General features: G+C 45.4%; 16 protein-coding genes. 6 read left to right on the top strand and 10 right to left on the bottom strand.

Going from position 1 to position 20,809, the window contains the following annotated elements; genetic code table 11:
* Nucleotides 1–100 precede the first annotated feature (100 nt).
* From ppsA to N746_RS0102945, 6 genes are all read right to left on the bottom strand, one after another.
* Nucleotides 101–2,512, bottom strand: coding sequence for a phosphoenolpyruvate synthase (gene ppsA, locus N746_RS0102970; protein ID WP_029933876.1), 2,412 nt, complete (start codon nucleotides 2,510–2,512; stop codon nucleotides 101–103).
* A gap of 40 nt (nucleotides 2,513–2,552) precedes the next feature.
* Nucleotides 2,553–3,767, bottom strand: a complete 1,215-nt coding sequence (locus N746_RS0102965) for a mechanosensitive ion channel family protein (protein ID WP_029933875.1) — start codon at nucleotides 3,765–3,767, stop codon at nucleotides 2,553–2,555.
* A 182-nt stretch (nucleotides 3,768–3,949) separates the two neighbouring features.
* Nucleotides 3,950–5,239, bottom strand: coding sequence for an HDOD domain-containing protein (locus tag N746_RS0102960; RefSeq protein ID WP_029933874.1), 1,290 nt, complete (start codon nucleotides 5,237–5,239; stop codon nucleotides 3,950–3,952).
* A 162-nt stretch (nucleotides 5,240–5,401) separates the two neighbouring features.
* Nucleotides 5,402–8,917, bottom strand: coding sequence for a UvrD-helicase domain-containing protein (locus N746_RS0102955; protein WP_029933873.1), 3,516 nt, complete (start codon nucleotides 8,915–8,917; stop codon nucleotides 5,402–5,404).
* Nucleotides 8,914–11,652: a PD-(D/E)XK nuclease family protein gene (locus tag N746_RS0102950; protein ID WP_029933872.1), complete on the bottom strand. Its 2,739-nt coding sequence runs from the start codon at nucleotides 11,650–11,652 to the stop codon at nucleotides 8,914–8,916. The genes N746_RS0102955 and N746_RS0102950 overlap by 4 nt, the downstream gene beginning before the upstream one ends.
* A 27-nt stretch (nucleotides 11,653–11,679) precedes the next feature.
* Complete coding sequence (locus tag N746_RS0102945; protein ID WP_029933871.1) at nucleotides 11,680–12,402, bottom strand: M48 family metallopeptidase; 723 nt, start codon at nucleotides 12,400–12,402, stop codon at nucleotides 11,680–11,682.
* Nucleotides 12,403–12,561: 159 nt separating this feature from the next.
* On the opposite strand from N746_RS0102945, the gene N746_RS0102940 reads away from it, so the two are divergent.
* Nucleotides 12,562–13,002, top strand: a complete 441-nt coding sequence (locus tag N746_RS0102940; RefSeq protein ID WP_162173026.1) for a PAS domain-containing protein — start codon at nucleotides 12,562–12,564, stop codon at nucleotides 13,000–13,002.
* On the opposite strand, the gene N746_RS10590 is transcribed toward N746_RS0102940, so the two are convergent.
* Nucleotides 12,999–13,658: a hypothetical protein gene (locus N746_RS10590; RefSeq protein WP_051678478.1), complete on the bottom strand. Its 660-nt coding sequence runs from the start codon at nucleotides 13,656–13,658 to the stop codon at nucleotides 12,999–13,001. The genes N746_RS0102940 and N746_RS10590 overlap by 4 nt on opposite strands.
* A gap of 51 nt (nucleotides 13,659–13,709) precedes the next feature.
* Nucleotides 13,710–14,177 carry a YaiI/YqxD family protein gene (locus N746_RS0102930; RefSeq protein ID WP_029933868.1) on the bottom strand — a complete coding sequence of 156 codons (468 nt, stop codon included), beginning with the start codon at nucleotides 14,175–14,177 and terminating at the stop codon, nucleotides 13,710–13,712.
* Between the two features lie 261 nt (nucleotides 14,178–14,438).
* On the opposite strand from N746_RS0102930, the gene N746_RS0102925 reads away from it, so the two are divergent.
* A complete protein-coding gene (locus tag N746_RS0102925) occupies nucleotides 14,439–14,711 on the top strand; it encodes an HU family DNA-binding protein (RefSeq protein WP_029933867.1) in 273 nt (90 codons plus the stop codon).
* Nucleotides 14,712–14,844: 133 nt separating this feature from the next.
* On the opposite strand, the gene N746_RS0102920 is transcribed toward N746_RS0102925, so the two are convergent.
* On the bottom strand, nucleotides 14,845–15,354 hold the full coding sequence (locus N746_RS0102920; RefSeq protein WP_029933866.1) for a lipocalin family protein: 510 nt from the start codon (nucleotides 15,352–15,354) through the stop codon (nucleotides 14,845–14,847).
* Nucleotides 15,355–15,489: 135 nt separating this feature from the next.
* Between N746_RS0102920 and N746_RS0102915 the strand changes: the two genes are divergently transcribed.
* Nucleotides 15,490–16,824, top strand: a complete 1,335-nt coding sequence (locus N746_RS0102915) for a Y-family DNA polymerase (protein ID WP_029933865.1) — start codon at nucleotides 15,490–15,492, stop codon at nucleotides 16,822–16,824.
* Between the two features lie 130 nt (nucleotides 16,825–16,954).
* On the top strand, nucleotides 16,955–17,566 hold the full coding sequence (locus N746_RS0102910) for a LexA family protein (RefSeq protein ID WP_029933864.1): 612 nt from the start codon (nucleotides 16,955–16,957) through the stop codon (nucleotides 17,564–17,566).
* Nucleotides 17,567–17,607: 41 nt separating this feature from the next.
* Here the strand turns inward: N746_RS0102910 and N746_RS0102905 are convergent, their stop codons facing one another.
* Nucleotides 17,608–18,654 (bottom strand): NADP(H)-dependent aldo-keto reductase, encoded by a 1,047-nt coding sequence (locus tag N746_RS0102905; protein ID WP_029933863.1) that lies wholly within the window; start codon nucleotides 18,652–18,654, stop codon nucleotides 17,608–17,610.
* Between the two features lie 242 nt (nucleotides 18,655–18,896).
* On the opposite strand from N746_RS0102905, the gene N746_RS0102900 reads away from it, so the two are divergent.
* The gene (locus tag N746_RS0102900; protein WP_029933862.1) at nucleotides 18,897–19,775 is read left to right on the top strand and encodes an ion transporter; all 879 of its coding nucleotides are present in this window, start codon (nucleotides 18,897–18,899) and stop codon (nucleotides 19,773–19,775) included.
* Between the two features lie 12 nt (nucleotides 19,776–19,787).
* Nucleotides 19,788–20,735, top strand: coding sequence for a mechanosensitive ion channel family protein (locus N746_RS10360; protein ID WP_051678477.1), 948 nt, complete (start codon nucleotides 19,788–19,790; stop codon nucleotides 20,733–20,735).
* Nucleotides 20,736–20,809: the final 74 nt, after the last annotated feature.

Genomic DNA, 20,809 nt, shown 5'->3' with positions numbered 1-20,809 from the left:
TGTTTGTAAAGTCAGTCTAGTCATTCTGAGCAAACTAAAAAACCTCTGTGACTGCAAAAATACCAAATCTTTCACTTTAATACGAATGGCTGTATCCGCTTTATACTTGGCGTTTTGCTTGCTCTTTTTGCAGAATCAGAGGAATGGTTTTGAGCACTGAATCGGGATTTAAACTCATGGTCTCAATTCCGATATCTACTAAAAACTCCGCCATCTCAGGGTAATCGGACGGTGCCTGACCGCACAAACCTATATGTTTGTGGTTGCGTTTAGCGCCTTCTACCGCCCATTTGATCATCATTTTGACGCCTTCATCGCGTTCATCATAAGACGAGGCGACTTTGGCCGAGTCACGATCGACACCCAACACCAACTGGGTTAAATCATTGCTGCCGATGGAGAAACCATCAAAAAATTCGGCGAACTGGTCAATTAACAATACATTGTTTGGAATCTCGCACATCATATAAACCTGCAAGCCGTTTTCACCGCGCTTCAAACCATATCGTGACATCACCTCAATGACCTGCTCGGCTTCATTGACACGACGACAAAATGGAATCATCACAATTACATTGTCCAAGCCCATGGTGTCACGCACACGTTTGATCGCCGCGCATTCCAACGCAAAACTGGACTGATAGTCGGTATCAATATAACGTGCCGCGCCACGATAACCGATCATCGGGTTTTCTTCTTTCTGTTCGAAGTATTCACCCGCTAAAAGCGAAGCGTATTCATTTGATTTAAAATCCGACATGCGCACTACAACCGGACGCGGATAAAATGCGGCGCCAATCGTGCCAATACCTTCTGAAAGCTTTTGCACAAAGTAGGCTTGGCCATTCTCATAGCCTTTAATTAGATCCGCTACCTGCTGACGCACCGCATCATTTTCAATGCGTTTAGGGTAAAGCAAGGCTTGTGGATGCACCTTAATGCTTTCGTTAATAATGAACTCCATGCGCGCCAAGCCAACACCCGCCACGGGCAAAAAGCTGTTTTGGAAAGCCAAGTCTGGATTACCCAAGTTCAGCATCACATCCGTTTTGGGTTTGGCTAAGTCAGATAAATCGGTTTCATGAGTTTTATAATCCAATTCACCGGCATAAATATAACCGGTCTCACCTTCGGCGCAGGACACCGTCACCAAATCGCCAGTTCTAAGCTTTTCGGTCGCAACATCACAACCGACTACGGCAGGGATGCCGAGTTCACGTGAGATAATCGCCGCGTGACAGGTTCGCCCACCTCGGTTGGTAATAATCGCTGAAGCGATTTTCATTACCGGTTCCCAATCAGGTGTGGTGGTATCGCTGACTAATACTTCGCCTGGTTTAAACTCATGCAACTTATCGACCGATTCAATCACGCGTACCCGACCGACGCCGATTTTGGCGCCCACCGCTCGCCCAGTCACTAAGGTTTGTTTATCTTTGGCTGTGAGTTCATAAGTTTTTAATATTTGACCGACCACTTGCGACGCCACGGTTTCTGGACGTGCCTGCACAATAAATAATTCCCCGGTTAAGCCGTCTTTGGCCCACTCCATATCCATGGGTTTGACATAACCCGCTTGCTTAGAATAATGATCTTCAATTTTGATCGCGTATTCCGCCAGTTTTAGCGCTTCTTGGTCATTAATACAAAAACGGCTGCGTTCGGTTTTGACGGTGGGCACGTTTTTAACCGAGTCTTTGGTGTGGCCGCTGGAATAGACCATTTTGATTTTTTTGGAACCTAAATGGCGCTTTAAAATCGCACGATGCTCCTTTCTAAAAGTGGGTTTATGTACAAAAAATTCGTCCGGATCGACCGAGCCTTGCACCACATTTTCACCCAAACCAAATGCGCCAGTGATAAACACCACATCCTTAAAGCCGGTTTCAGTATCAATTGAGAACATTACGCCAGATGACGCCAAGTCAGAGCGCACCATTTGTTGCACACCAATCGACAAGGCGACTGAAAAATGATCAAAACCCTGGTCAATCCGATAATGAATCGCACGATCCGTAAACAAACTTGCGAAACAGCGTTTACAAGCATCTAAAAAATCGGCATCGCCCCGGATATTTAAATAGGTGTCTTGCTGGCCGGCAAAGCTGGCGGTCGGCAAATCTTCCGCCGTGGCCGAGCTGCGCACCGCCAAACTAATCTGCCCGCCACTTTGCTGACGTAAATCGGCGTAAGCGGCTAAAATTTCATCCACCAGATCTTTCGGTAACTCAGCCTTATAAATTAACTGCCGCACTTTTAAGCCGCGCTGACTCAGATCAGTCACATGGCCAGTCAAGCCGCCAATCAGTTCTTTTAACTCCGCCCAAATACCATTAGCTTCAAGCACATAACGATAAGCGTCGGCGGTAATTGCGAAACCATTGGGGACTGGCACACCATTAGGCACAAGGGTTTGGTACATCTCCCCTAGTGAGGCATTTTTGCCGCCCACTAAAGGAATATCGTCAATCCCCAGTTCCTCAAAAAAACGAATGTATTTATATGTGGCCATAGGATTCCCTCTTTTATGATTTTGCTATTAAGCGGGCTGACTAGCCAAGTAAATCACTAGCATTTTTACTGCTACCAATTCTTTGGAAAGCCGATAAATCAAACTTCGGTAAAATCGCGAGTAATTTGTCAAAAATATCTGACTGAATTTTTTCGTAGTTCAACCAGTTTTTATCCATACTAAAACAATATATCTCTATTGGTAAGCCCACCTCAGTTGGTTGCAGTTGACGTGCCATCACCATTAAATTCTGATTAATTTGTGGATGGTTATGCAATACCCACTCTATGTAACCACGAAATAGCGCCGAGTTGGTCAAATCCGGTTGAGTGATATCAACAAACTCTTGTTCTGTAAAAAAGCGTTGCAAACTGGGCTCGGCTTTAAAACGTTGCATTTCGTCAGCATCCACAAAACGCACCGTATGTATATCCAATAAAATCGACCGTTTAATCCGCCGCCCGCCCGATTCTTTCATGGCGCGCCAGTTTTTGAACGAATCCGAAATCAAAGCATAAGTGGGCAAAGTCGTTACCGTGTTATCCCAGTTGCGCACCTTAACTGTGGTTAAGGCCACTTCGATCACATTGCCGTCGGCCCCATATTTAGGCATTTCAATCCAATCACCTTTGGCAACCATTCGGTTTGCGGCAATTTGGATACTGGCCACAAACCCCAAAATTGCATCACGAAATACCAATAATAGGACCGCCGTTAACGCCCCCAAACCACTCAACAAAAAGGCCGGTGATGAACCGATTATGGTGCTGATGGATAAAATCATGACAACAACGAAAATTACCAATTTCAGCAACTGTGAAACCACCTTATAAGGCAAGTTAGAGGATTCATAGTGCAAGGCATAAATGGCGGTCATCAAGTTAATTAGCGCCGCAATGGTCAAACCAATATATACATACAAATACAACCAGGTGACTTTAGCGGCAATCAACTCCAGCGGTGGCCAAGTACCAAAGAAAAACGACACCAAAACAATCAACAAAACAGCGGGCACTAGATGGGCGATATGGCTTGATAAGGCGTGGCGCTCAAGCCTGGTAGCTTCCAGAGTAATTCCATTCATGCGTTCAATAGTACGTTTGATAAGCGGTTTTAATACTCGGCGCGAGATATAAAAACTCAATAAAACAAACAGCAGCATACTGCTTAGGGTCAACCCTAACACCAGGGGCGCTTGCCAACTTGGATACAGATTGATCGCATTTAGCCATTGGGCGAAATAATCACCTAACATAGATTTCCTTTATTTGGTTGGATCGGGTTCGTAAAGCACCAGGCCTGGTGCTATCGTTCGTACAATTAATTAGTAGCTATTCTAGAGGGTCGACTTGGATTATCAAGCTTAAGTTGTGAAAGTTTTGCGCATATAAGCATCAAACGAGACGCGGTTTTTCAGTACGGGTCATTAGATCAGTGTTAAAAGTGGCTGAGATAGGGAAGTTTATTGCCTGAGGTCATCACAATTTTATAAGCTGAACGTACATTTTTTTCATCTACGGTTAAGTGCGATAGTGCATAGTCGCGTGAGCTTTTAAGTTCATCACTGACATAATTTTTTCCCATCGCCGAACAAGCAACATAATCACTTAACATCATCAATAAACCCATGTTGCATATTTTGTTATGAGTTTGCTTGATTTCTGAGCTAATGTGACGTGAATGGTGCAACAGAATACCTTTATAAACCTCCGGTTCCATTTGCCACTTTTTAGCAATGACCACCCCAACTTCGCAATGCGAGGTATTAAAAGTGACCAACTCTTGATCATAGGCGGTATAAGGCAAAGATAGTGATTTTCTAAAAATGTATTTGTAAGCTTCCGGATCTACTTTCGATAAAAAAACCGCCCCAATATTTTGCATCAATCCAGCCAAATACGCTTCTGAGCGACTAATCCCTTCAATACTATCGGACAGTTCAGCGGCCGCTAACCCCGCATTCATGCCGTGCATCATAATATTGTATTCAAGTGGATTATTTTCATGAAAGCGGATCATTATCGCGGACACAAATAAATCGTAGACTTGATCAATACCAATCAACTTTAAGATGGTGCCAATTTTCATCAGTTGATCAATCGATTTTTTGGGATAAGCCAGGCGCGCAATTTTAATAAAAATCGCCAGTACTTCTGGATTGCGCTTAATTAAGACTTCGATTTTAGCCAGATTAGGGTGCAAACAATTAAGTTCATCACGCACCATAATCAACTCAGGTGGCAGATGATCGACATACACATTTTGCAACAACTTAATGGCTTCATTGAGTCGGCTTTCTAAGTGCTCCGACATCTTGGCTTTGTCGGGCACGCAAGTATGGGTTAAAAGGCTATCGACATCGAACTTATCAAATACCAACTGCTCATGCATCGGACGCAAGGCATCATCTAAGTTAACAATTCGTGCACCATAAAAAGTGATTTCATCGCGCTGCCTTACAGAGCTAATCACTAAAGCCGCAATCCGATAGGTCATCCCCTGCTGAGATAAGATTTGCACATTGGCATACAGCCGGCCTTTGCGAATCGTCTCAATAGTTTCAGTGGTACTAAAAGACACGCCTTCTAACGAAATATCGTAACCACTAAATGACACCCCATTCAGCGTAACAGTAAAGGTACGCTGAAAGCGCGGATATTTGCGCTTTTCAGGCATGCCGAGCGGCTCTTGTGATGTCTGTTCCGTTGAACGGTTGGTTGGCGCCATCTTGGTATCTGCTTTTATAATATTTATACATACTAATACAACTTGCTTAATCTAGCAGACTTCCATAAGACAAAACAGATGAAACACCAAACTAATGCGATAAAAGTATTGATATAAGGCATAATAATTTTTATACAAGCGAACCTGTGCGGCGCCCTCTACTTACTCAGCCACCTCAACCCACTCATCCATGTCGGTAAAATACAACACCCATTTTTGTGGCCGTTGTTCAAGCGCCTTAAACAAAGCGGCATATCGCGCCAGTTGTGGTCTGTATTGGTCAACCAGGGTTTGCAAATAACTTGCTCGTTCCACTGAGCAATCTCGACTGGTTTTATAATCAATAATCCAACGCACGCCATCGGCGACAAAGGTTCGGTCGACCACATGATTTTCAATTACATCAAATTTAGATGTCAGGGCTAATTCGGTGGCAGATTCTTCTAATTGGTAATTCAGTGCCCACTGCATTTTGGGGTGATTAAGTGCGTTTTTCATCGAGTTTTGTACTCGCTCAACCGCATGATCCAAGTCGGCATCACGCACACCGGCTTGAGATAAAATTTGGCGATACAACGCGCCGGATTCACTCACTCTATGTAACGACCAGGCCTGGAAGCCTTGTTTAACGACTTGTTCTAATAGCGCGTGCACTAAATCGCCTACTTTACGCGCGGTTAAACCAGCCCAAAAAGCGCTCGCTTTATCTTGCGTTGATTCTGGGTCTAACGAGCTATCATCCAGCCCCACTCCAGTAATGGTGGACTCGACTCGCCCCTTATGTTTGTTTAACGACAGTAAGTTTTTAGCGCGCCAAGCGGCTGGATCAACACTGGCCAAGGGCAGACGTTTGACTTTTGGAATCAATCTTTCAGCGGTCTCCAGTCCTGTGTCGCCAATATCTTGTTGCGTTTCTAGCCGCTCAAATTCTAGCTCAACTAAGCTTGTAAAGGCTGGTTTCACCACTGTCCATAACGGCACTAACAAACTTTTGGCTTGCGGGTCGGGGGCTTCTAAAGCCGTGGTTTCGAGCTCTGGTTGTTTTCTAAATTGGCTCAGACTTAAATTCACCGAACCAAATAAATGCAATTCCGATTCGGCGCGCGTGGCCGCGACATACAACAAGCGCGCATCTTCAAGGCTTTGTTTTTGTTGCTCCACTTGGCCGATTAGTTGATTAAGCGGCGAGCTCGCCTCACCTTTTTGATCTAACGGAGCAAGCACCAGGCCATCGCACTGATCGCAAGCAAATTCCAACCAACTGACAAGCGCTTTGTCATCCGAACGCGGCTTTTTGCCTAATGAGGGCAAAATTACCGTGTCAAACTGCAAGCCTTTTGATTTGTGCATAGTCATTAACTGCACACGTTGCGCAGGCGCGGAACTGTCACCGCTGGCATAAAGCTTGGTCACCCAGTCATCCAGTTTGGTTTGATTTAGCACCTCACCATCCCATTGCGCCAAACCTTCAAAAAAGGCTTGTGTGTTTTCGAGCTCGACCTCAGAATCTAACGATAAAGGCCCGCCCAGCGACAACCAGGCCTGGTGCACCAAACGCGAGAAAGGTTGCGAACCTAGCTGTTGCAAGGTTTTATTTAATACCAACCAGGCCTGGTGCAAGCGCGTTTGACCCGTTTGGCTTAAGTTTGACCAGGCCTGGTGGTCGCTGAGAAGTTGCGTTAAGGGCGCATAAAGCTTGGTTTTGTCTTCGCCACATAAGGCATATAAATCGGCCAAATCCAGCCCAATAAAAGGCGCTCGTAATAAGGCCAACCAAGCCCCCCGGTCGCTTGCGTGCAGCAAAGCCCGACTCAAGGCTAACAAATCTTGAATTTCTTGGCGTTCATTTAAGGATTCTAGCTCCACTGCACGAAATGCGATATTTTGCTGTTTTAACCCCAGCGCCAAACGCGCTAAATGCGAGCGCGAACGACCTAAAATTGCAATGCTTTTGGCATTTTCATCTTGAGCAAAACTGTTCAGCTTTTGCTGAATCAGTGTCACCATCTCATCCACTTCCGCTTGTGGGGTTTGGTTGATGGCCCAGTGACTAAACACGGCCGTTTGCGATTGATCGTGCTTCACCGCCTTGGGTGATGCTTGTGCCTGTTCGTATTTAACCGCCCCCAACACCAATTGGTTTTGCGCGGGAAACACCTGTTTAAAAGTGTCATTAAACCAGCGCACCAAACTCGCGTTAGAACGAAAGTTAATCGTCAGATTCAGCGGTTTTAAAGTAACCGGTAACGCCTCGCCCTGCCAGGCTTGTAAAAAGTTGCCGACTTCGGCTTCGCGAAACCGATAAATCGATTGCATTGGGTCACCCACAATAAACAGTGTACGACCATCATCGACTTGCCAGCCGCGCAGTAATTTCTTTAACAAATCAAACTGCGCGACACTGGTATCTTGAAATTCATCAATCAATAAATGCTGGAGTTGATAGTCTAACTGCAACGCCAAATCGGTCGGGCTGTCTTCGTCTCCCAAGGCTTGGGCGGCGGCTTGCGCTATCTCAATAAAATCGGCCTGGCCAGCGCTTTTAAACACCAGGGTTAAATGTGCAACCGCATGTTTGAGCAAAGTAATCACATGCTCCAACGCTTGCCATTGGCTGTCGGAATAATAAGGATCAGGTAGGCGACTTAAGCTGGCTAAGGCTTGAATGGATTCGCTATTTAAACGCGCGCTTATATCCGCCAATACATCCAACATTTGTTCTTTTTTAGCTTTGTCGCTGGTCGGGAAACCATTTGCAACCGTTACCGTTTTGCGCACTTTTGAGTCTTTGGTCAAAACAAAACCCGCCAGCTCACGCCAAGCCGCAATATGGGATAAATCAGCATTTAACGGCCAATTGGCTTTGGCTAGCTGGCTTAGTTCAAGTTCGGGTTTATTCGATAAGGCATAAGCCGCTAGCTCCGGTAACGCTGCGCCAGTTTCTAACAGCGGGCCAAGCTTCATGCTGGCTTGAGCAAGTTCGGCCTGCACCAGTTGGGCCAGTGCCGCTTGCATCGCTTCTCGCCCACCGGCACTTAAAATTAAACGCATCCACTGATCGCGTTTTTTTAACATGCTAACCAACAGGTTTTCGGCGCGTGCGTAGCGCCCATTGACCAAGCTAAGCAAAGCGGCGGTTTCTTGTTGCACCGCATCGGATCTCAATACTGCGCGCACCGCTTCGATATATAACGCGTCGTTGTTTTCATTTAAACGTGGCTGCGTACCTAGCTTGGATAAAAATGGCATTTGCTGCACCAAATACCCATTCATTGAATCCAGCGTACGAATTCTTAGACGATTAGGGTTATCGAGCAATCGCCAGGCCTGCTGCTCATCTCGTTTCAACACCAAACGCGCGAGTTGCCATGTGTTGTAATCGTAAGCCTCTGAACTGACCGGCTCATTGAGTAAGCCAATTTTTAACGCCCCCAAAACACGTTCGCGCATCTCAGCGGCGGCCTTTTTGGTAAAGGTCATCGCCACAATTTGTTCAGGCGATTCGACGCGACTTAATAGCGATAAAAAACGCTGGGTTAACAAGGCGGTTTTGCCCGAACCAGCCGGGGCTTGCACAATAAATGATCGTGTTGGATCAATTGCTTCTAAACGCTGAGTGCCATCGCTTAATTCTGCATCCAACTTTAAATTCGGATTCCACGGGTTCTGAATACTCATGCGCTGGCTTCCTCGGCTTCACCATTGTTGTCCAATTCACCGATTTGAGATTTCACCTCAGGCACACGTAACGCTAGTAAACTCGGCGAATAGACTAAATCGGAGTCTTTCTCATACCACATAGGCGCAAAACCCTGTTTGACGTCTTGCGCTAACTGAGTCACTTGATTTTGTAGAAAATCCAAGAATTCCGGCCAACTCACATCCAACCAGTCACCCTTTTGTGAAATGCGGCTCCAAGCGCGCTCACCCTTGCCAATCAAGTCGGTATCTTCGCTAATCAAGCTCCAGCGCACACCTTTGTCGGAACTTAATAAACCATAACCCAAGCCCGCAACCTCAGCTTGTTCCTTACTGGCTACCGCCAATAAATACACCGCGAGCTGAGGCGCACGAATCGGTTCTTTCAACAAATCATTCAAACTGGCCTGGCCGGTTTTGTAGTCGATTAAGACTCGACCTATTTCAGTGGCATCAATCCGGTCTATCGAAATGCGAAATTTAATCTGCGCAATTTCCAACTCCAACCCTTGTTCGGTGGCCACGACTTCAAAAGCGGTGGGACGATTTTTTTCCAACGCCATCCAATCTTGCAGCACACCTAACATCCGCGCTTTTTCGAGCGCCACGTAGCTGGGCGAAAAACGTTTTTCGAGCGGTTCAAACTCCGCATCCAACAGGGTTTTCAACCGTTCGGTTAAAGCCGTGTCATCCAGCGAAATTAACGACACCTGAGTCTTGGTTTGTTGCCAAAAATGCTCCAAAACTGAGTGCATAATCGAGCCCTGGTCGGTACTCGCCAAACCATCTTCGACCGATTCCAAACCGTATTTTGCCCCCAGCCGATAATCCATAAACGCCATTAATGGACATTTCATTTGCGCACTTAACATGCCCGAACCACCCGGCACTAACACACCAGCGTTGATTTGCGGGGCTTTAAAATCCTCCTGCATGTCGCAAGCTGGGCGCAAGCACCAGGCCTGGTGAGCAGTGGAATACACATTTAACGCCTGATAACTCGGCCAATGTTCCACATTAATTAAAGGGCTGGGCATGGACATCGCCTCGCCTTTTTGTTTAGCGTAACTCATGACCACCTGCTCGGCACTTTGGGCTAAGCGCGTGGTTAAACGCCGAGCATAGTCGAGTTCGCGGCTGGCATCGCAGCGCGGCAATTGATTTTGACGCTGCCAACGCAAAGGCAAAAAGGCATTCGGCTGAGCGGGTCTTGGCCAAGCTTCGTCATCCAAGCCCATCACCCATAAGGCATCAAAATCTTGGCCACCAGCTTCTAACATCCCCATTACTTGGATCGGTTGAACCCAAGTACTTTGTGCCTGGTGCAAAGTTTGACTGCAAAAACGTTGCCATAAACCCAACCATTCCGCCATATTCAACCGGCCTTGCAAACCTTGTAAGCTGGCAAACTGGGCGAGACTATCGATGAATTTTTCGTGTTGCTGAAACAAATCCGAACTCAGACTGGTTTGACGAAACGCGCCCAAACTATCCAAACAGGTTTGAACCTGCTCGACAAACTGATTTAAAGAGCCGGTTGACTTAAACTTAAGGGCGGTTAAAGCCTCTAGAAACTTGGCTAAATTTTTCGGCCAGTTTAAGCGCTCAGATTCAGTTTGCGCGACCAGTTCCGGCCACTTAACCCAAGCCCATTGCAAACGTCTTAAACTTCGGTCTAACGCATGGCGTTGGCTTTGATCTCCGACACAAAAAGGCGAAATCAACCATTGGCTAAAGTCTTCAAATGCCAGCGATTTATGTGGATTAAAAGCCATACTTAACGTTTGTTGAATAAACTGAATATAAGGTAAACGACTTAAAGCGGTGCCGAGCGAGATATTGTAAAGTCGATCGGTTGAATGTTCCGCTAAAATGGGGTGAGGCTCAAACTGCTGAAACAATTGATCGTCCAACCAATAACTCAAGGACGCTTTCACGTCTTCTAAATTAGGCGCGACCACACCGATCCGAACTTGATCCAACGGCTTAAACTGTTGCAAAGCTTGACTGAGGTGCGCGACACAAAAAGCCGCGACTTGTTGCGCTTCATCACGCGGATCGGCGGCGCTGTAAACCGCGACTTGGCGGCTCGGCTCAGCCGCCAAACCGGCTTCTTGATCCTTAAGCGAGCTAAGACTTTGGTTAGTCAAACTTGCGCCTCGCGCCTCACAAGCCGACCACCAGGCATTCATAAATGGAGTTAACTTATCAAAACCCTGCCAATTAATTTGGCTCGGACACTCACCTAACCCTTGTTTAAACCAAGTCAAGCGCTGTTGCATTAATAAGGTTTCATCTAACCAATTGTGTGCCGACAACCAGGCCTGGTAGTCGGCACGACACAGACTAAACAATTGCCATTCTTGGCTTTTATCCATTTCCAATTCAGCCGAGATTTGCGAGTCACCATACTCCACCCACAAGCACCAGGCCTGGTAAAGCTGTTTGGCGGTATCCGCCAAGTTAAGTAAAGGCGTAGGCGAGTGTTTTTCTAACAGTAAAGACCATTGATGAGTGGCTTCAAACGCACTAATCACACGATCATAAGACCAACTTAACTCGCCACTTAATAAAGCTTGATCTTGCCAAAAAGCCCACCATTGCGACCAAGTCATCACTAAAGGTGTAGCGACAACTGGCGCATCTGAGTGATGCGCAAAGCTGACTTTTAGGTGAGCACTTAAACGCGAGTTGGCACTGAGATGCAAAATCATAAAAATCCTTCTAGCGGTTCAGGCTGATTAAAGCTGGTGAATATATTGATGTCCGTGCTGTTTTAACCAAGCTTTCGCTTGCGGCGTATCGGGATAAAGCCGATTCACCAGTTGCCAGAACGCCGGTGAATGGTTCATTTGTTTGAGGTGACATAACTCATGCACCACCACATAATCCACCACCCAACTGGGTAAACAAATCAATTTCCAATTGTATTGAATTCGGCGGCGCGCATCGCAGCTACCCCAACGCGCTCGATAGGTTTTAATTTGAATCTCACTGGGTGCTTCGCCCAAAGCCTGGGCAAAAAACTGGGTACGCTGTGATAAGTGTTGATAAGCGTATTCTCGCCACCAGGCCTGCAGATGTTTGTAGCGAACTTGAGCATTATCGGGCTGCGGAAACTGACAAATTAACTGCTGATCGCATAATTCGATCTGACGTCGCCCGACGCGAAAACTCAGTTGGATTTCATTACCTAATAACGGCCAAAACGCGCCCTCTTCAGCTACCCGTTTAGCAATCGGCTGCGCAACCGGATGGCTACGTAACGCCTCTAACCACCAGGCCTGGTGCTTGTTTGCAAACTGTTTAAGTTGGGCGAAGGCTACACTGGTCGGCGCCAAGACTTCGACTTGACCGGCCCGCACACGCAAAGATAAACGCCGACGACGCGGATGACGCTTAATCGCTAAATCGTGGCCGGCGATGGTTAAAGTGGGAGCTGATAATGGGCTAGACTTTCTCATAAAGGGTTTCCGTTAACTGGTCGAAGAATACCATAAAACCAAATGTGCAAAACAGCTCAAAATATTCCAAGTGTTTGCAAATTGGCCGGATCATTGAATGCTATGCTTTATTTATATATGTTCGCCAAACTGGTACTTACAGATCAAAAAGGTGATTTTATGTCTCTCAGCCTCATCAACTTTATTGGCCTCATCGTGATATTGGGGCTAGCTGCGTTAGTTTGGATAAGGCAACGCAGCTTACAACGTTACCAGGCTCAGCTCACCACTCTGTTTCGTCACGCCCCGATCGCAATCATTGTGGTTGACGAGCAAGCACGCATTGTGGAATGGAATAATCAAGCCCAACAAATCTTTAAGTGGCGCACTCAAGAAGTGCTTGGGAAAAACATAATTGAACTGCTAGCAGAGCCGGAAGAACATGAGAACCTCAAGCGTATCTTAGACAGCGTTCGTAACCAACAAACGACGGTGCGCTCGGAGAATCGAAACCGAACCAAGCATGGCAACATCCTATTGTGCGAATGGTTAAATGCACCTTTTACTGGTCAACATGATGCACGCCAAGTCATTTGCATGGCGCGCCCCATTGAAAGCTAGCGACTCGTTCGACTGTCGTAACGTCTTCTTAACTCAGGCAACACCAAATCACAACGCATTTTACCGCGCACAAAGTCCTTTGAACTAATGTTTTGGCTAACACCTCGGTCAAATTGGCGCGTGGTGGCCACCAAACTGGCGCACTGGTTAGAGGAGGGTCTTGAGCTCGAATACAAACATAAATTTACACGTTGACCATCGAAACTCGCGTGGCCATTACGCGAATAACGCGTGCGGCCATCGCGCAGATGAAGAACATCAAACTCTTGCGATTCGCCAATCACTAAATCTACCGCGACCGGTTCAATATTGCGCCATTTGCTACTTAACTTAGCTTGCCCACCAGATAAAACGCATTGCACTCGCTCACCATATTTTGGATTAGCACGACGTTCAGCAATAATCGCTTGCTCACGCGCTTCTTGCTCGGCACGAATGCGAGCTTTTTCGGCTCGTTCAGCGGCACGCGCTTTATCCACTTCGGCCTGCTGTTCACGCGCTTGCATACGCTGTGCAGGCGTTAAGGTTTGCCATTCATCATCACTGATCCCCATCGGATGATAAGGCCCGCAGGCGATCAAGCCCAAGGTTAAGGCCAGTAAAACCAAGTAACGAAACCATTGCACTAGACCACACTGGGTTGAATTTATATGCATGCATCACTCCTTGTTATTAGACTGTTTGGATCAGGCTTGATGCTTTCTAGCTCAAGCTTCGTTGGATTTCGATTTTAAATATTTCGCTAAAATCCGATCTAACTGATTGGCAAATGCCTGACGATCTGCCTGGCTGATTGCCGCCGGACCACCGGTTTGCACCCCGCTTGAACGCAATGATTCCATAAAATCGCGCATATTGAGCCGAGCTCGAATATTCTCAGTGGTATAAAGCTGGCCTCGAGGATTCAAGGCTTGCCCCTGCGCTTCAATCACTTCCGCGGCCAATGGAATATCGGCCGTCACCACCAAGTCACCCGGTTTCAGACGTTTTACAATCTCATTATCCGCCACATCAAAACCACTGCTGACCTGCAAAAAGTCCACAAACCGCGACGGCGGAATTCGCATCGCGTGGTTAGCGACCAGGGTGGTTTGCACTTGTGTTCGTAACGCCGCTTTAAATAAGATTTCTTTAATCACCACCGGACAGGCATCCGCATCAACCCAAATTTTCATAGACCGTTCTATTTAATCTTTTTAATGTTTGAGCCGAATTGTAACGTTTTTACACCACTGCCACTAGGTTAAAACACCAGGATAAATACGCACTTTTGGCTCAATTTGCCTAAAAAATGCTCAAAATCAAATCAAAAGCTTATAAATAGCGGGTTTTGGTTAATTTTTCGCTGTTCAAACGCTTTTTTTCTGCTAAAGTTTGAGACTCAAGAATTGCTATACATTTTTTTTACACAATTATCCAACGAATGGAGAGTCAGCATGTCTAAAGAAGCCCTAGTAGAACAAATTGTACAAAACACCGGTATGACAAAGAAAGATGCCACGGCAGCCGTGAATGCTGTGACTCAAGGTGTAACTGAACTAATGGTTAAAGGCCAAGAAGTCAGCCTAATCGGTTTTGGTAAATTCAGTGTTAAAGATGTACCAGCTCGTACTGGTCGTAACCCATCTACTGGCGCCACTATCCAGATTTCTGCAAGAAAGCAAGCTAAGTTCACACCAGGCAAAGGTTTAAAAGACGCGGTTAATTAATAAATCGTCCTGATTGCTTTTCGGCAACCTATATAGATGGCAGCAACTTGGAGCTTATCGCTCTAAGTTCAATAAAAAACCGGCTTAGCCGGTTTTTTATTGTCTGATTTTTGCGTTTAGGATTGTGCCCCAATTAATCGCAACGCTTTAGCCAGATCCAATCCTCACGATTTACCCCTATCCGATCCGCTTCAGCTAAATAAGCTTCGCACTGACCTTGACTGGGTTGAGGGTCGCGCGCCAACAACCAAGCGTAATCTAAATTCGGCCCAATCACTAAGGCCATAGTGTAACCTTCATCCAGTTTGGCGATATTATAGGCGCCATAAAATGGGCCAAAAAACGAGACCTTTAAACGCCCAATGTCTTCTGAATCGACAAAGTAAGCTTTGCCGACGGCTTCTTTCCAAGCCTGTTTTTCAGTGTCAAAGCCTCGATTCACAACTCTGACACCGCCATCTTCACGCATCGAATAATGCGCACTGACCTGGGTTAAACCTCGTTCAAACGAATGATCCAAGCGCGCCAACTCGTGCCATTCACCCAGATATCTATCCAACTCAAACGACGTCACCGGCTCAACTTTATCAGGCAAACTGGTACAACCACTTAACAATAACGCGCCGGCTAACAGCCAACTCATTCCAACTCCTGTATTCATTTCAGCCTCACTAAATTAAATGAATTCACTTTATGTCACTTGAATAATGTAACAAAACAATTATGATAGACCACCCTGCTACCCAACTTGTTTATAATTCATAGCCGAGTCAATATTATGCCCTTATTTGCCCTAGTGGACGCCAACAGTTTTTATGCGTCCTGCGAAATCGCTTTTCAACCGGCTCTGGAAAATCGGCCGGTGGTGGTTTTGTCGAATAATGACGGCTGTATCGTCGCAGCCAACAAAATCGCCAAAGATTTAGCCCGCCAACAAAGCATTAACTATGGCTCTGGCGGCTATCGCGCGGCCAAGCCCACCAGCATGATGTTTCAACCCTACTTTAAAGTTAAAGGATTTTTAGCGCACCATAACGCGGCGATATTCAGCTCTAACTATGAACTTTATGCCGATATGAGCACACGCATGCACCGTTTAATCGCTGGGTTTGGTTCATCTCAGGAAATCTATTCGATTGATGAATCCTTTTTAGATTTATCCGGCATGACACAATGGAATTTAACCGCTTACGGTCAGCAGATTAAACAGCGTGTTAAACAAGGACTCGGCTTACCGGTTGACATCGGCATCGCGCCATCAAAAACCCTCGCTAAGCTGGCTAACCATTTAGCCAAAAAACACAAGGATTACGATGGTGTATTAGACTTAAGTGCCTTATCCGATGTTAGTGTAAATCTGTTACTTAAAAACCTGTCTGTCGGGGAGGTGTGGGGAATTGGCAAACAGCTCGCTGCCCAACTCGAAGCTGGCGGAATTCATACCGCATTAGACCTAAAACTCGCCAGCCCAACCTTATTAAAACGCCGCTCCAGCATTATCGAGCGCATTATTATGGAGCTAAATGGCATCGCCTGTATTCAACTAAAAGAAGTCGCGCCAGCCAAACAACAAATCCTATCCTCGCGTTCTTTCGGCCGGCCAGTGAGCGAATATCAAGAAATGGAACAAGCCGTCGCCAGCTACACCGCCCGCGCGGCAGAAAAGTTACGTAGCCAAGCTTCGGTTTGCCAAACCGTGAGTGTATACATTCGTACGGATCCATTTAAAACACCCAGTTACACCAATCATCAAACACTTGGACTGGTATATCCGAGCGACAATACATCGCTATTAATCCAAATGACCAAGCGCGCCTTAAAACGTATTTGGCAACCAGGCCTGGCGTATCAAAAAACCGGCATCACCCTCTCCGAAATCAGTCCTAAAGGTGCGCTACAACTGGATGTGTTTGCACCCAATCCTAAATATTCTGCCAATCCCAAGTCGGACAATCTGATGAGGGTATTAGATGAAGTAAATCAAAAAATGGGACGTGGCAAACTCCATTTAGCTGCAGAAGGCCTAACCAACAAGCAAGATTGGCGCATGCGTCGCGATTATTGTTCGCCCCGTTACACCACGCGCTGGGATGAATTATTAAGCGTTCACTAGCGTTAATTAGAACTCGCTAATCAGATGAAAATAATAAGTAAAACCAGTCAAAACAAACAATGAACTTAATGCTCTTAATGTATTTAATGTACAATATGAACTTGTATCAATAATCAAGAAGGGGTTAGTGATGTCAGATACACCTAAAACACACGGTGGCAAGCGCCCAGGCGCAGGACGCAAAAAAGGCTCAGGACTTTATAATGAGCCGACCAAGGTCGTGCGCTTGCCCGAATCCCAAGTTCCGGTGATTAAAGAGTGGCTGAAAGCGCGTGCTAAATCACCCACTCACGCCCCCGAGTTACCTTTGCCTAAGGCTAACAATGCCGAAACCTTACGACCAGATGCATCCAGCCATGTTGATCTGCCATTGTTTTCGCATAAGGTCGTGGCCGGATTTCCATCGCCGGCCGACGACAATATTGAAGCTCGTCTGGACCTAAACGAACACTATATTCGCAACCCAGAAACCACCTTCTTAGTTAAGGTGCAGGGCGACTCAATGAAAAAAAGCGGCATACACCATGGCGATATATTGGTGGTGGATCGCAGCATCAATCCAGTGGATGGTAAAATTGTAATTGCGGCGATTGACTCTGAACTGACCGTCAAACGTCTGTCAGTAAAATCTACCGGCACTTGGCTAGTACCCGAAAATGACGATTACACCCCAATTCTGGTAAAAGAAGAATCCAACTTAGTGATTTGGGGCGTGGTCACCACGGTGATGCATTCGTTTTAATGCGTCACCGTACAACCAGCCCAGTGTTTGCATAGCGAGCGTTAAGGGCTTGGATAGGTATAACGCTGGTGAATCGCTTCAATTTCCGCTAACACTTCGGCACTCAAATCCAAATCAATCGAAGCAATATTGTCTCTTAACTGCGCCATATTAGTGGCACCAATAATATTGGCGGTTAAAAATGGACGACTGTTCACATAACTTAACGCCATTTGTGCCGGATCTAACCCATGACGCTGGGCAAGTTCAACATAAGCTTTTGTAGCCGCTTGTGCCTGATCGTTCAAGTATCGGTCGAAACGCGGAAATAAGCTGATGCGTGCACCTTCTGGTCGAGCATTATTTAAATACTTACCCGCTAAACAACCAAACGCTAGTGGTGAATAAGCCAGCAAACCAACCTGCTCTTGATAAGCCACTTCAGCCAAGCCGACTTCGTAACTACGGTTTAACAAATTGTAAGGGTTTTGCACGCTAACGATTTTTTCTAACCCCAACTGTTCTGCCAGTTGCAAAAACTTCATCGTGCCCCAAGCGGTTTCGTTGGACAGACCAATGCTGCAGATTTTACCGGCTTCTACTTGCTTACTTAAAGCTTGTAAGGTTTCCGCCATGGGCGTTAAATCACTCGGTTTATTAGACGGATATTCAAACCCCAACTGACCAAAAAAGTTAGTCGAACGTTCCGGCCAATGCAACTGATACAAATCAACATAATCGGTTTGCAGACGTTGCAATGAGGCGTCCAATGCTTGCGGCACCATGTGTGCATTAAAACGTGTTTGACCACCACGAATATGCTCTACAAACTCACCGGGGCCCGCCATTTTTGAGGCTAAAACGATCTCGCTACGACGTGCATTTTTCGCCAGCCACTCACCGATAATTTTCTCTGTCGAACCATAGGTTTCTGCTTTAGGTGGCACCGAATAAAGCTCAGCTGCATCCCAGAAGTTGACCCCCTGGTCTAACGCATAATCCATCTGCTCAAAAGCTTCCGCCTGAGTGTTCTGCTCACCCCAGGTCATGGTGCCCAAACAAATACGACTGACTTTAATATTGGATTGACCTAGTGTTGAATACTTCATAAATCTCCTTTTCCTATAATACCGACTCAGCTAATTTATCTAGGCTTCTAAAAACAACATAACAGCTCGACATCCCTAACGGCTAAAAATTAAACTATTGGCAAGATTAATAATGGCTTTGAATTGCTTCCAATGATTATTACGGTTCTCCAGAATTTATTTGTTAAATCGACAAATTGAGAAATCTAAGTTAAGTTGTGTAATCAAATATAATTTAAAACTGTCTCAGAAGAAAAATTACTATGCGCCAATTCTACTATCCTGATAGCCGAAACACTGAAGGGATTCGCCATAAATTATTTCATATAATTTTTGGCTACCAGCAGCGTAACTCGATTATTTTTGATATGTCCCTAGTCATAGCAATATTGTTAAGCGTTGCTGTTTTAATGGTCGACTCACTAAATCAAGACTATAACAGTCTTCTTTTTAGGCTAGATTGGTTTTTTACGCTACTGTTTACCATTGAATACATTACCCGACTTTGGGTCGTACGCGATCCTATGCGCTACGCGCGAAGTTTTTATGGCGTCATCGACCTCCTCGCTATTTTACCTACTTACATTGCTTTGCTTTTTCCTGAAAGTGGTATCCAATACCTCGCGGTAATCCGAATCCTAAGAATATTAAGGGTGTTTGATGTGCTACACATGCACCGTTATCAACGTGAAACCAGTATTTTAATTGATGCTTTTTCAAATTGTTGGCGTAAAGTTTTGGTTTTTTTGGTCGGCGTTATCACCATCATTATTATTTTTGGTACTTTTTTATATATCATCGAGGGGCCTGAATATGGCTTTACCAACATCCCTACCTCCATGTATTGGGCGCTCATTAGCGTATCCACGGTTGGCTATGGTGACATATCCCCTGCTACGCCTTTCGGCCAGTTTATCGCCTCTATTCTAGTTTTAATTGGTTATGGCATTATTGCGGTTCCAACCGGCATTTATTCAGCCCAAGTTTACCAATCTCTAAGTAAACAAAAAGATGGTCGCGCCTGTCAAGAATGTAGTTTGAGAGGGCATGACGCCGATGCAAAATTTTGTCGCCGATGCGGATATGAGCTTAAAGATATTAGTCACCATGAAACATCGAAAGATAAAACCAAACAAGTTTAATAAGGGGTTTTTATGGAAGGCTCAAACACACAAATAAACCCTTGGTCGTTTTTTGATACGGTTATCAATTGGATAACATCGCCACTCATTCAGACTGCCACGGTTTCTTTTTCACTAGCCACTATTCTTGGATTTTTCTTGATTATAGTTTTAGCTTGGTGGATATCGGCAAAAATAGAAAACATTATTCAACGTTTCACAAAAGGCAAAGCCTATAAACATGTGGACGAATCCACTTTGTATTTATTAAGTCGATTATTACGTTATTTTATTTGGTTTATTGCTACCTTAATGGGTTTATCCTACATGGGTTTGAACTTGAGTGGTTTAGCTTTTTTAGGCGGTGCTATAGGCATAGGTATAGGCTTTGGTCTAAAGAATATCTTTAGTAACTTTATTTCAGGAATCATTATTATTTCTGAAAAAACTTTAAAAATTGGTGACTTTGTAGAGCTAAACTCAGTCACAACAGGCGTTGTGGCTGAAATTGGGTTGCGATTTACTCGAATCACAACCCGTGACAATGTTGATATTATCGTACCCAATTCAGAATTTATTAACGGACAAGTAACTAACTGGAGTTATAACGAAAAAAATCGCCGCATCCATATTCCATTTTCTATCGCATACGGGAGTAACAAAGACCTGGTTAAGGAAGCCGCTTTAACCGCCGCAAAACGCGTTAAAGGTGCGGTTATTGATCACGCTTCTCGTCAGCCAGACGTTTGGTTAGTAGGGTTTGGAGACTCCAGTCTTGATTTTGAGCTAGTCATATGGGTGGATAACGAACTCATGTCTAGGCCTGGTAAAGCACAAGCTCTTTTCTTGTGGGAACTTGAAACAGAGCTAACGAAACGTGGGATTGAAATACCTTTTCCGCAGCGAGACTTACATTTACGGACAGGTAAAGTAAAAATTGATATGGAAACTCATCAATTAACCGTAGAGCCCAGAGGATAGACAAACACCCACTAACTTAAATTCACCGAATAACGGCAACCTTTATAGCTAGGGGCTTTACAACAAATTATTTT

The organism is Thiomicrospira pelophila DSM 1534 (genome assembly GCF_000711195.1).
Lineage (GTDB): Bacteria > Pseudomonadota > Gammaproteobacteria > Thiomicrospirales > Thiomicrospiraceae > Thiomicrospira > Thiomicrospira pelophila.
Note: the sequence above shows the minus strand (reverse complement) of the source record. Positions and strands in the feature narration are given on the sequence as shown.